Raw genomic sequence first — 12285 nt, forward strand, 5'->3', positions numbered from 1 at the left:
TCATGTCCGCAGCGCCGCCCTGACGCTCGGGGCGCCTGACGGGCGCCCGGGAAGCCCCACGTGGCGGGAGCGAAAGGCGGTGGGAGCCCCTCGGCGACGGCCGCCGGCCGAGCGACTCCCGCACCACCGCGTATCCGTCCTCCCCCGGGCCGACGGTATACGTGTTCACCCGGGCCGACGGTGTACGTGTTCACCTGCAGAGTTCCCTGTCCGGTGGGCCGTGCAGGCGCGGCCGATGGGGTGCGGGTGGGTAGCGGTCACCTACCTGTCAGGGCTCCGCCGGCTCGGTCAGGGCGGTAGGACGACACCTAGGCAGGACGCTGCAGGGCGGTCGAGGTGAAGTGATCGCGGAGTACGTTCATCACCTCTGCCTGCCGGTCGGCCAGGTAGAAGTGCCCGCCGGGGAAGACCCGCAGATCGAAATCGCCGTTCGTGTGCCCGTCCCAGGCACGGGCCTCCGCAACGGAGGTCTTGGGGTCCTGGTCTCCGACGAGCGCGGTGACGGGGCAACGCACGACGGCTCCGGGCTCGCTTCGGTAGGTCTCGACCGCCTTGTAGTCGCTGCGGAGGGCGGGCAGCACCATGCGAAGCATCTCGTCGTCCTCGAGGACCCGCGAGTCGGTCCCGCTCAGCACCCGTAGCTCCGCGACGATGCCGTCGTCATCGCGCCGGTGAACCGCCTCGTCACGGTAGGCGGACGGCGCCCGGCGCCCTGATGCGAAGAGCCACACGGGCCCGTCCCCAGCGCGTTCCAGACGCCGTGCCACCTCGAAAGCCACCAGCGCGCCCATGCTGTGGCCGAAGAAGGTCAACGGCCTGTCGGCCCAGGCGCCCAGCGCCTGGGCGATCCGGTCCGCCAGGAGGCCGATGTCGTCGATCGTTTCTTCCTGGCGACGGTCCTGTCGCCCGGGGTACTGCACGGCGACGACATCCACGTCGGGACTGAACGCAGCCGAGACGGGGTGGTAGAAACTCGCGGAACCGCCGGCGTGCGGGAAGCACACCAGGCGCCGGCCCGCGTCCGGGGCCGGGTGGAAGCGCCGGCACCACAGGCCGTCGTCCGCAAGGGGTGAACTCATGGGTCTGATCAGTCCTTTCCAGTGGGCCGGCACAGCCGAACCACTGCCGGCGCCGTCGTCCCGAGCGGATCGGGAAGGTGCATACTGCCGCCACTATCCATGGCGCCCGGACGGCCGGCGCAAGGCCTCTCGGCTCGATGCACCGGAAGTCTGGTCGTTTCCCTGGTTCTCAGGGGCCGGGAACCGGGCCGGTGGCCGCATCGGCGGCACGCGGCCCGGCCTCACCCCTGCACACCGGACACGGGTGAAGGCGCCGCACCGTTGCGTGGTCACCTGCCGACGTGCCAAGCCATCCTGCCGACCCTTCTCACACCGTCCCGGTCTCTTCCGCCTCCGCGGCTTCAGCGGACTTTGCCGGCTTGGCACGTCCGGGGAAGATCATGCGAAGGACACCGGTCCTGTGCAGGATGATGTGCGTGATCACCTGCAGCACGATGTAGGTCACGACGTACAGCAGACCGTCGAGCGCCGGCACCGAGTCGACTGGCAGCGTGTAGGCCATGATCAAGCGCAGTGCCGCGTCGATCAGCAGCCCGCACCCCCACAGCACGGTCAGGCCGCGCCAGACCCGGCGGAAGATCGGCTCGGTGTGCCAAAACTGTTCCAGGGCCTCTGCTTTGCCCGGCAGCAGAGACTTGAGCGCCCGGTAGGTGAACGGACGGGCGGCGAAAAGCGTCGCAAGGATCCACAGGGCAATGAGCCCGGTGAACCAGCCGCCTCTGGCCAGGACCAGGCGCGGGGAGTCGGAAAGGAAGGAACCGAGGCCGACCAGCACGAGGATGGCGATGACGAAGACGCCGACGCTGTCGATTCTGCGTCGCGTGACGATGGAGTACCCGGTGCTGAGCGCCGGCGCGGCGGCACTGCTGAGCAGCGACAGCAGCTCGCTGCAGCCCGCTGCGCGCAGCACGTAGTAGAGCCCCGCAGGAAGGACGACATCGCAGAGCAGCGTGATCGCGAACTGCCAGCGGGCGGCGCCCTGTTCTCTCTGTTTGCCGTCCGTCGACGCTTCGATCTCGTCAGGTGGTGCAGCCATCGCTACTCCTTGAGCCGTCGGTTACCGACCGTTGTTGTCGAGTCAGGACCGCTCTCCGGGGCCTGCGTCGCGAGGGGATCGGCCAGCCTTGAACACCGTACGAGTTGCACAGTCACGTAAGGGTTAGCACCCAGGCGGGCAAGAAGGTAACTTCGGCGAGCAGATTCTAGATCATTTACCAGAATGCGTTCGGGGATCACGAGGGCCTGAGACCTCTCAGGCTGGAGTCACCGGCAGTTACTCGGCGGGGCTCGCCGCGCCGCGTCTGTAGGGGGTTCACGACGCCGGTTCGGTCCGTGCCAGCCGATCGTGGAACGCGACCTGGAAGATCAATGACCCTTGGTGGCTGCCTGCCTTCTCTGGCCCGGCAGGGCCCGGCAGACGCCGGCAGAGTCAGCTGGATCCGGCTGGACCCGGCTGGACCCGGCTTTAGGGAATCTTTCACATCGGTCCTGCCCATACTGGTGCTGTGGCATCCGGGTTCAGCCCGTCGCTCCTGCCGGAACACCGAGGACCGTGCTCTCCGCTGCGGTGGCACGGCAGAATCCCGGGCTCTTCGCTGAGCAGCGCCACCGCTGGGGCGGCCCGGCAGGGCAGGCGGGTACTCGCCCGGGCGAGGCAATGGCTGCACCTCGGCCGGCCCACCGGACGGGCCCTGGACCAAAGAACGTGATTCCGAATGTGCTGGGAGCGCGAAAACGTGAATGGCATGATGCGCACCGAACTGACCCGGCCGCAGTGGCCCCTTACGGGCCTCACAGGCAACAGCGCGCCGGACGGGGGTGCTGAGCGTGCCGCCTTCCCTGGACCGACCCGCGGCACGGGCCGTTCCGAGCCCCGCCGCAGCCGAGCCGGATATCCGCGCACAGTCGGCCCACGCCAGGCGTGTCCGGTCCGGCGAGTCCGCCTCCCTGGCACCATCGCCCGTTGACGACGCGACAGGCAGGTGATCGCTGATGCGTACCCGAAAACTCGCCGTCGTCGGCGGATTCGAGTTCACGCCGGATACCCACTCGGACCGTCGCGGGCTGTTCGTCTCGCCGATGCAGGAGCCGGCATTCCTCGCGGCGGTCGGCCACCGCTTCCCCTTGGCGCAGACCAACCACAGCAGGTCGGCCGGGGGCGTCCTGCGTGGACTCCACTTCACGGCCACTCCCCCTGGCCAGGCCAAGTACGTCTACTGTGCACGGGGGCGGGCGCTGGACGCAGTCGTGGACATCCGGGTGGGGTCCCCCACCTTCGGCAGCTGGGACCTCGTCAACATGGACTCGGAGTCCTTCCGGGCCGTTTACCTTCCCGACGGACTTGCGCACGCTTTCCTCGCGCTTGAGGACGACACGGTGATGTCGTACCTGGTGAGCACTCCCTACCGGGCCGAGCTGGAGCATGCGATCGATCCACTGGACCCCGCGATCGGCCTGCCCTGGCCGCGCGAGACGGAGTTCTGCCTCTCCGAACGGGACACCGTCGCGCCGAGCCTGGCCGAGGCCGAGGCCCGGGGCATGCTGCCCCGGTACGCCGACTGTCTGCCCGCGGGGCCGGCCGACGACCCGGCGGTGGTCCCCGGCCCGCCGGCCCGCCCGGCCACCGGTGAGGGGGGTATTGCCGGCTGAGGAGCCCACCGTGCCCCGAAACCGGAGCACCCGGGCGAGCCCACGGTGGGGCTGCCCGGGTGCTCCGGTACGCCTCAGCGCTTGCGGCCGCAGATCACCACGGTGTCCGGCCCGAACATCACGCGCTTCACGGGGTCGATCCCCGCCTCGCTGAACCACTGCTCGTACTCCTTGGCCGTGTACACCATGCCTTCGCCGGACGCGACCGTGTGGACGTACGCGGAGAGGTAGGCCGCACGCTCCGGCCCGGTTTCGTCGTCATCCTGGTAGTGGGTCATCACGAAGACCCCGCCTCCGGACGGCAGTGCGTGGGACGCCTTGGTGAGCAGCCCGCGGATGCGGTCGGCGGACCAGATCTCCAGGAAGTGTGCGAAGAGCACCGAGTCGTGGCCGATGGGGAATTCGTCGTGGAAGGCGTCGAGGCGGACGGCGCGGACCCGGTCGGCCAGGCCCAGTTCTGCGATTTTCTCGTTGGCCCGGGGCGCGACCGAGGACAGGTCGCCGATCGTGATTTCCAGGCCGGGCCAGGACCGGGCCAGGTGCACCGCGTTCAGCGCGGCGCCGCCACCGATGTCGAGCAGGTACTTGTACTCCGACAGATCGACCTTGGCGGCGATGCCCTCGGGGACGGGGTGGCTCGCGGCCCCCATCATGGTGTGGAAGGTGGACTCCAGTTCCGGATGCTCCGCGAGGCGGCCGTAGAGGGTGGGTGCCGTGCCGGGGATCTCGCGCTGCAGGCCGACGTTGGTGTCCTCCTTGAGGGACTCGCAGAACCAGCCTGCGGCACGGTAGATGCAGTGCAGATATGTGGCCGACGGCTGGTCGGAGAGGTCACCGACCGGCTGGATGTAGGGGGCGTTGTGGTAGCCGTCCCCTTCCTTCCACACCAGGCCCATGGTGGTGCAGCCCAGCAGCAGGATGCGGGTCGGCCGGCGTGCGAGGCCTATGCGTACGGAGAGTTCCTCCAAGGTGATGCCGGGAGTCTTCTCCAAGATGTCGAACAGCCCGAACTGGAAGGCAGCAGTCAGGTACTGGAACTGGTAGTGAGCCTTGTAGTGCGGCCCGATGGTCGCATCGTCCAGGTGGTTGGAGTTTCCCATTCCCGATCCTCCCGGGGTAGGTCACGAGACGTATCCGTACGGCGCTCGGCGGATGTGGAGAGGACACCGCAGGCGGCGCGGTCCGTTTCGCTCTCCGCCCGGGCCGCGCCGTCGGTGGGGATCGGGGCTCAGCGAGCCGCCCGGATCCGCGATTCCAGCACGTCCGCCGCCCGCGCCGCCCCGCCGGCCGCCTCCGTCAGTTCCCGCATACGGCGCAGCTGTGTCCGCGTGGCCTCGTCGGTGATCAGGTGCTGCAGCGTGGCGAGGATGTGCTCCTCAGTGGCCTCCCCCGGGTCGAGCAGCTCACCGAGCCCCAGCTCCGCCGCGCGTTCGCAGGTGATCCGGTGCTCCGGCAGGTGGGGGGCCATGAGCATCGGGGTGCCGGTGTGCACCGCGCCCATGAGGCTGCCCAGGCCCCCGGAGGTGACAAAGGCATCGGCGTGTTCCAGGACGGCGACCTGCGGGACCCACGGATACACCTCGATGTTGGGCGGTACGGTCCCCAGCGTGGCGGTGTCGAAGCCGTTGCCCACTGTGATGACGGCGCGCCAGGGCTGGCCGGTGAGCGCACGCACGCAGGTACGGAAGAATTCCGACTGCGCATGGGACAGGGTGCCCATGGAGATCACGACCAGGGGGGTGTCGTCCTGTGGAGTACCGTCCTGCGGGGTGTCCCAGGTGGCGGTGAGGTCTTCGGTGAGGAAGCACGGCCCGACGAAGGCGGTCTCGTCTCCGAAGGTCTCCTCGGCGGTCTGGAACGCCCGGGGTGCGTAGACCACGCCCTCCACCGGCATCTGCCAACCCAGCAGTTCCTCGGTGGACACGGAGAGCGCGCGTTCCTCGGCGAACTCCGAGGCGCGGCGGAAGAGTTCGGGCACCGCCGGGTGATCCTCGGGGAAGCCCATCATGGCGAACATGGTGCCGAATTCCCAGTAGTGGGCGTTGGACGCCATGGCGGGGGTGGACTGGACGGCGGGGCGGTTCCAGAGCGTTCCCAGGGCCCGGCCCGCGAAGGCGAGGGACATGTCGTGGAAGAGGAGATCGGGCAGATCGTCGGTGAAGTGCTCCTCGGCCGCCCGGATCACTTCCTCACTCTCGATCTGGAGCATGACCGCGTACCAGGCCAGGTGGTCCGGGGGGAGATCCGCATCCTTCAAGGCGGCGTACGCCTCGGCCAGTGGTGAGGTGTAGGGCACCACGCTCGCCCCGGTTTCCCTGACGGTCAGGGTGAATCCTTCGGGCGCCACAAAGGTCACGCGGTGGCCGCGGCGCACCAGTTCCTCGGTGACTGCCAAGGCGGGACGCATATGTCCGTGGGCAGGAATGCAGAAAACGGCAATATGGCTGGACACGGCGGCGGTTCTCCTCGTTGAGTGCGGGACGCACGGAAGTCCCGGCTGAGCACATGTATCCCGGCGCGAGGCAATGCCCGGATTCGGGGACAGTGCGAGAGTGCTGGGGCCGGAACGACGAGTCAACGACCGCGCTGGATGACTGGTTTATTCCTCAGTTTCCGCAAGCGGTCACACGGTGCCGGAGGTCATAAGGAGGGTGGAGAGAAACCCACAGGGCGGAGGAATCAGTGTGTCCGGCGCACGCGGCACCCGGACGGCCCGATTCCTCCGCCCTGTCATTTCCGCCCCGCCGGGGCGGTGGATCAGGCCTCGATCCAGTTGTGCGCCTGGACCAGTTCCAGGACCCGCCTGCGCACCTGCACGAGTTGCGCCGCGGTCAGCGAGGGAGCCGCGTCGAGCAGTGCCTCGGTCAGTTCGTTCCGGAATTCGGTGTGGGACAGGACATCACACAGCAGGTCCTCGTCGGACTCTGCGCTCCCCGGCCGTTCCGGCCCGCCGGCCACCGGAGCCTGCCGCCGCACCGCGGCCGTCCGCACGGGCTCCAGCACCTGTACGTCGCTGGCCTTGAGCCCGCGATCCCCGGCCTCCGCGGTGTACTCCACCCTGAGTCCACTGCGGAACAGCTGCTTGTCGTCCCTCAAGTCGTTGACATGGACGAAGACGTCCTCACCGCCGGTGTCGGGAGCGAGGAAGCCATAACCGCGCACCTCGTCGAAACGCACCACTGTACCTGTAGCCACCACTTTTCCCCTCACATCAACCACTTACACGGTCCCCTCACGCCCCGGAGCCGGGCGCCAGATCCTGCACCGGACTCCGATCAGACCTCGGGCAGGTCATCCGGCGCGGGGCGGGGCACAGTCCGTTGCCTCCGCCCGTCCCTGCTGCTGTCCCACCCCTCGCACGGCCGATCATCGTGGTGTCACGCGACCCAGGGGGCGGATTCAATATGGTCACCCCGCTCGCCGTGCAGAGCCGTCCGGGTGCCTGAGAAATCGACAGGACATTATCACCCGCACTCTGCCCGAGGTACTGCCCCGGGACCTTGCCGATGCCGCCGCGCTCCATGCAGCCCGGCGGGAAAGCCCCCACTCGCCTGGCAATTGACAGCGCTGTGGACGAGTACGTCGATGGGTTACCCAGCAGTGACGGGTCACTGCTCACTGCTCCGGCTCTACGGCAATTCCTAGACTTCGCAAGTCTCCCTGGCTTCCTGCCGGAAGGCCGTGCTGAAGTGAATTGCCCGACCAGCCGACCGGATACGCGCAACCGGTGTGACGTGTGGCCCCGCAATCGTCGGCCATTCGCGCTCCGCCATCCGCGCTCCGCGCCGCGCATCACGGATCGCGCCCCGCGGCGGCGCGACGGATCATCCCGCAGGACACTCACAGGAGGCGGCAACCGATGGGGTACAGCAAGAGCGACATTCTGGAACTGGTACGCAGCTACCACCAGGAGAACATCGCGTCCGGATTCGTGCCAGGGGTGACGCCGGTGGGGGCGTCGGGCGCGGTCCTCGATGAGGACGACCGAGTCGCCCTTGTCGAAGCGGCCCTCGACTTCCGGATCGCGGCCGGCACCAGCTCCCGCAAGTTCGAGCGCGCGCTCGCCAAGCATTTCGGACTGCGGAAGGCGCATCTGACCAACTCCGGTTCGTCAGCCAACCTGCTGGCGCTCAGTGCACTGACCTCGCATCAGTTGGAGGACCTGCGGCTGGTGCCCGGCGACGAGGTCGTCACGGTGGCAGCCGGTTTCCCCACGACGGTCAACCCGATCCTTCAGAACGGTCTGGTGCCGGTCTTCATCGACGTCGAACTCGGCACCTACAACGCCTCCGCGGAGCGCATCGAGGCGGCCATCGGCCCGCGTACCCGGGCCATCATGATCGCCCATGCGCTCGGCAACCCGTTCGCCGTCGAGGAGGTCGCGAAGATCGCCAGCGATCGGGGGCTGTTCCTCATCGAGGACAACTGCGATGCGCTGGGCAGCACCTACCGCGGCAAGCTGACCGGCACCTTCGGGGACCTGGCCACGGAGAGCTTCTATCCGGCCCACCACATCACCATGGGCGAGGGCGGCTGCGTGGTGACGGACAACATGGTGCTGGCCCGGTTCGTGGAGTCGCTGCGGGACTGGGGGCGCGACTGCTGGTGCGAGCCCGGCGAGGACAACCGCTGCTTCAAGCGCTTCGACCAGCAGATGGGCACCCTGCCGCACGGCTACGACCACAAGTACATCTTCTCGCACATCGGGTACAACCTGAAGTCGACCGATCTGCAGGCGTCGCTGGGGCTCACCCAGCTCGCGAGGATCGAGGAGTTCGGTACCGCCCGTCGGCACAATTGGGCACGGCTGCGCGCCGGGCTGGATGGTCTGCCCCATCTTCTGCTTCCCGAGCCCACGCCGGACAGCGACCCGAGCTGGTTCGGTTTTGTGATCACTGTCAAGGACAGCGCGCCCTTCTCGGCCGCCGAACTGATCGACCATCTGGAGTCCCAGCGGGTGGCCACCCGCCGCTTCTTCGCCGGCAACCTCACCCGGCACCCGGCCTACCTGGAGCGGGAGTTCCGGGTGAGCGGGCCGCTGACCAACAGTGACATCATCGCCGAGCGCACCTTCTGGATCGGGGTCTTCCCCGGGCTGACCGACGAGATGATCGACCACAGCATCCGCAGCATCACCGAGTTCGTCACCAGCCGTACCTGACAAGCCCGGGCGGCCGGTGCCCACCGCCCCGAGGGGTGGTGGGCACCGGCCGCCGGCTGTCGACGCGCGGGGTCAGCCCGGCGGGTCCGAGTCGGCCCGGCCGGCCCACTGCTCCAGCAAGCCGGCCGCCCGGACCGCGCCCCCGGCCCCGACCGTGTTCGCCCGCATCCGCGCCATCCGCTCCGGGCTCTCGGGGTCGGCCACGATGTCGCCCACGACAGCGGCGAGGGTATCCGCGGTCAGCTCGTCGCCACTGATCATCCGGCCCAGGCCCAGCTCGTCCAGGCGCCGTGCGGTCAAGGTGAGTTCGAAGCTCTGCGGGGGCACCGCGACCACCGGTGTGGCGAAGGACAGCGCCTCCATGACGCTGCCCATGCCCCCATGGCAGACCAGGACGTCGGCGTGCGGCAGCACCACCGGGTGCGGAAGCCACCGGTGGGCCTCCACGTGCGGCGGGAGGGCGCCGAGGCCGGCGAGGTCCCCGTCGCGGCCGATCGTCATCACCACGTGCCAGTCGGCTCCGTCGAAGGCGTCCACACAGGTACGGAAGAAGTCGCGCTGCTGGTTGGCCTCGGTCCCCAGCGAGACCAGCGCCAGCCGCCTGCCGTCGGCCGGCGGCGACCACGGCACGTCCCCCTCGGGCACGGTGACCGTGGGTCCCACGAAGGCGAAGCGCTCGTCGAACGTGGAGCCCTCGATCTGGAACTCCCGCGGCAGGAAGGCGAGGTTGTGCTCGTCCCACTCCCGCACGAAGCGGCCCAGCCCCTCCGGGGTGAGGCCGTTGTCCTGGGCGAACCGCAGGACTGCCGCCCCGCCCTCGCGGATCGACGGGTCCTCGGGGTCGAACAGCAGCTCTCGCAGGGAGAACGCCTCGTTCGACACATGGCTGACGCCCAGCTGCACGGTGGTGACGCAGCCGAGGAGGTGCGCGGTCATCCGCGCGGCCGGGAACGACTCGAAGTCGTAGAGCACGATGTCCGGCGGGTCGGCCGCCAGGACGGACAGCGCGAGCGGATGGACCCGCTCCATCGACTCGACCATCAGGTCAAGGCCTTCGGCGGCCAGGCGGGCCGCGTCGGCGTAGGGCTCCTTGAAGAACGCACCGCGCCGGGACGTGTAGCCCACGACCCGAGCGCCGGTCTGCTCGATCACCTCGCTGTACTGGTGGTCGACGAAGTACGTCACCCGGTGGCCGCGGCGGACGAGTTCACGGGTCAGGCCGAGCGTCGGGCTGATGTGCCCGAAGTCGGCGAACAGGAACACAGCGACATGCCGTGGGGGGGCGTCTGCGAATGCTGACACTTCGACACCTTCACTCTCTGGTCGGGGCGGGGCCGGCACGGTGGGCTGCCGGGTCGTCCGGGGGGCGGCGGGCCGGGCCGGGGGCGGTGCCCTCCCACAGGTCGCGTGCCGAGCTGTCGATGCTGCGGCGCGCCGTCCAGTGGAGCAGCCGCCTGGCCCTGCTGGTCTCCACCCGCATCCAGTTCAGGTCGGTGTGGGCCCGCACTCCCCCGGGTTCCGCCTTTTCGACGATCCGTGCCTGCTTACCGCTGGCGGCTATCAGCCGCTCCACCATGGTGCGCACCGGGACCGCCTCGCCCCGCCCGATGTTGATGACCTCTCCGCCGACCGGCAAGGCTGCCGCGGCCAGCACCGCGTCCGCGGTGTCCCGGGCGTCGACGAAGTCCCGGCTCGCCCGCAGCGGGCTGACCCGCACCACCGCTTCCCCGTCCGCCTCCGCGGCGCGCAGTTGCGCGGCGACCTGCCCCAGCAGGCTGCCCGGTGAATTGCCGGCACCGATCACATTCGACACCCGCAGTACGACCGCCTCCACCTGCCCGGCCGCGAAGGCGGTGCGGACCGCTTCGGTGCCCCGCAGCTTCGTCCGTCCGTACAGCGAGGTCGGCCGGGTCGGCGCCTGCTCGTCCAACGAGGTGTCCGGCGGCTGCGGGGCGTACTCGAGCACCGAGCCCAGGTGGACCAGCCGGGGACGCCAGGACGCGGCGGCCATGGCCGCCAGCACGTTGTCGACCAGCGCGTGGTTGGCCTGCTGCATGACCTCCGGAGAAGACACCCATGCGGCGCCGGCCGCGTTCACCACGGCGTAGGGCCGCTCGGCGTCGATGAGGCGGGCCAGGGGGTCCGGTCCCTCGCCGATCAGGTCCATGGGGAAGGATCGCCCCGCCCCGGTCGCGGTGCCCGGCCGGCGCGCCACCATCAGCACTTCCTCGCCGGCGGCGCGGACCGCCTCGGTGATATGGCGGCCGACGGATCCGGTCGCACCCAGGACGATCACCCTGCGGTGCCTGCCGTCCGGGTCTTCCGCGTTGCTCACGATGCTGCCCTCCGCCCTCGGCATGTCTCGGCGAGCCGTTCGGCGCGTGCCTTGAGCGGTTCCCACCAGTCCCGGTTGTCCCGGTACCAGGCGACCGTCTCGGCCAGACCGTCGGTGAAGTCCTTGCGCGGTTCGTAGCCCAGCTCGGTGTGGATCTTGGTCCAGTCCACCGAGTAGCGCCGGTCGTGTCCCTTCCGGTCGGTGACGTACTCGACCATGGTGGACGGCGCCCCGCAGGCCTCCAGCAGCAGCTCGGTCAGCTCCCGGTTGCTCAGCTCGGTGCCGCCGCCGATGTTGTAGACCTCGCCCGCGCGGCCTCGGGTGCGTACCAATTCGATGCCCTGGACGTGGTCGTCGAGGTGCAGCCAGTCGCGGACGTGGAGCCCGTCCCCGTACAGCGGGACCTTCCTGCCGTCCAGGAGGTTGGTGACGAAGAGCGGGATGACCTTCTCGGGGAACTGGCTCCGGCCGTAGTTGTTGGAACAGCGCGTTACCCGTACGTCGAGGCCGTGGGTGCGGTGGTAGGCCAGGGCGACCAGGTCGCTGGCGGCCTTCGAGGCCGCGTACGGCGAGTTGGGGCTGAGGGGGTGGGCCTCCGAACTCGATGCGGTGGCGATCGAGCCGTAGACCTCGTCGGTCGAGACGTGGACGAAGGACTGCAGCCCGTGCCGGAGCGCGGCGTCGAGCAGGACCTGGGTGCCCAGGACGTTGGTGCGGACGAATTCCACGGAGTTGCGGATGGAGCGGTCGACGTGTGACTCGGCGGCGAAGTGAACCACCTGGTCGTGTCCGGCGACGAGTTCGGCGACGAGCGCCTCGTCGCAGATGTCTCCGGCGACGAAGCGGAAGCCGTCCAGATGGCGGACCTCGTCGAGGTTTTCCGGGCTGGCCGCGTAGGTGAGATTGTCGAGGACGGTGATGTGGAGGTCGTCCGCCCCGGGGGAACCCAGCAGCGTACGGATGTAGTGCGAACCGATGAAGCCGGCGCCGCCGGTCACCAGGAGTCTCGTGGGGCTCATCGAGGATGTGGCGCGGCGGCCTGGGACCCAGGCCGGTGAACA

At 69.2% G+C, this 12285-nt stretch carries 10 protein-coding genes; 2 read left to right on the plus strand and 8 right to left on the minus strand.

Going from position 1 to position 12285, the window contains the following annotated elements; genetic code table 11:
* Positions 1-308 precede the first annotated feature (308 nt).
* Both ACF088_RS40265 and ACF088_RS40270 read right to left on the minus strand, forming a co-directional pair.
* Complete coding sequence (locus ACF088_RS40265; protein WP_392380957.1) at positions 309-1079, minus strand: thioesterase II family protein; 771 nt, start codon at positions 1077-1079, stop codon at positions 309-311.
* Between the two features lie 307 nt (positions 1080-1386).
* The gene (locus ACF088_RS40270; protein WP_392380958.1) at positions 1387-2115 is read right to left on the minus strand and encodes a VC0807 family protein; all 729 of its coding nucleotides are present in this window, start codon (positions 2113-2115) and stop codon (positions 1387-1389) included.
* 956 nt (positions 2116-3071) lie between these two features.
* Between ACF088_RS40270 and ACF088_RS40275 the strand changes: the two genes are divergently transcribed.
* Positions 3072-3728: a dTDP-4-dehydrorhamnose 3,5-epimerase family protein gene (locus ACF088_RS40275; protein ID WP_392380959.1), complete on the plus strand. Its 657-nt coding sequence runs from the start codon at positions 3072-3074 to the stop codon at positions 3726-3728.
* Between the two features lie 74 nt (positions 3729-3802).
* Here ACF088_RS40275 and ACF088_RS40280 read toward each other — a convergent pair whose 3' ends face one another.
* From ACF088_RS40280 to ACF088_RS40290, 3 genes are all read right to left on the minus strand, one after another.
* Positions 3803-4828: a methyltransferase gene (locus ACF088_RS40280; protein WP_392380960.1), complete on the minus strand. Its 1026-nt coding sequence runs from the start codon at positions 4826-4828 to the stop codon at positions 3803-3805.
* 128 nt (positions 4829-4956) lie between these two features.
* A complete protein-coding gene (locus ACF088_RS40285) occupies positions 4957-6180 on the minus strand; it encodes a macrolide family glycosyltransferase (protein ID WP_392380961.1) in 1224 nt (407 codons plus the stop codon).
* 305 nt (positions 6181-6485) lie between these two features.
* Entirely contained in the window at positions 6486-6923 is a 438-nt protein-coding gene (locus ACF088_RS40290; RefSeq protein ID WP_392380962.1) for a cold-shock protein, read from the minus strand.
* Between the two features lie 664 nt (positions 6924-7587).
* On the opposite strand from ACF088_RS40290, the gene rfbH reads away from it, so the two are divergent.
* Positions 7588-8889, plus strand: a complete 1302-nt coding sequence (gene rfbH / locus ACF088_RS40295) for a lipopolysaccharide biosynthesis protein RfbH (protein WP_392380963.1) — start codon at positions 7588-7590, stop codon at positions 8887-8889.
* A 72-nt stretch (positions 8890-8961) separates the two neighbouring features.
* Here rfbH and ACF088_RS40300 read toward each other — a convergent pair whose 3' ends face one another.
* Genes ACF088_RS40300 through rfbB form a run of 3 tightly spaced genes read right to left on the minus strand, consistent with a single transcriptional unit; the run spans position 8962 to position 12243 of the window.
* Positions 8962-10191 (minus strand): macrolide family glycosyltransferase, encoded by a 1230-nt coding sequence (locus tag ACF088_RS40300; RefSeq protein ID WP_392380964.1) that lies wholly within the window; start codon positions 10189-10191, stop codon positions 8962-8964.
* A gap of 10 nt (positions 10192-10201) precedes the next feature.
* Complete coding sequence (locus ACF088_RS40305) at positions 10202-11224, minus strand: NAD-dependent epimerase/dehydratase family protein (protein WP_392380965.1); 1023 nt, start codon at positions 11222-11224, stop codon at positions 10202-10204.
* Positions 11221-12243 carry a dTDP-glucose 4,6-dehydratase gene (gene rfbB, locus ACF088_RS40310; RefSeq protein ID WP_392380966.1) on the minus strand — a complete coding sequence of 341 codons (1023 nt, stop codon included), beginning with the start codon at positions 12241-12243 and terminating at the stop codon, positions 11221-11223. The genes ACF088_RS40305 and rfbB overlap by 4 nt, the downstream gene beginning before the upstream one ends.
* Positions 12244-12285 lie beyond the last annotated feature (42 nt).

Source organism: Streptomyces sp. NPDC015125 (assembly GCF_043080045.1).
Classification (GTDB): domain Bacteria; phylum Actinomycetota; class Actinomycetes; order Streptomycetales; family Streptomycetaceae; genus Streptomyces.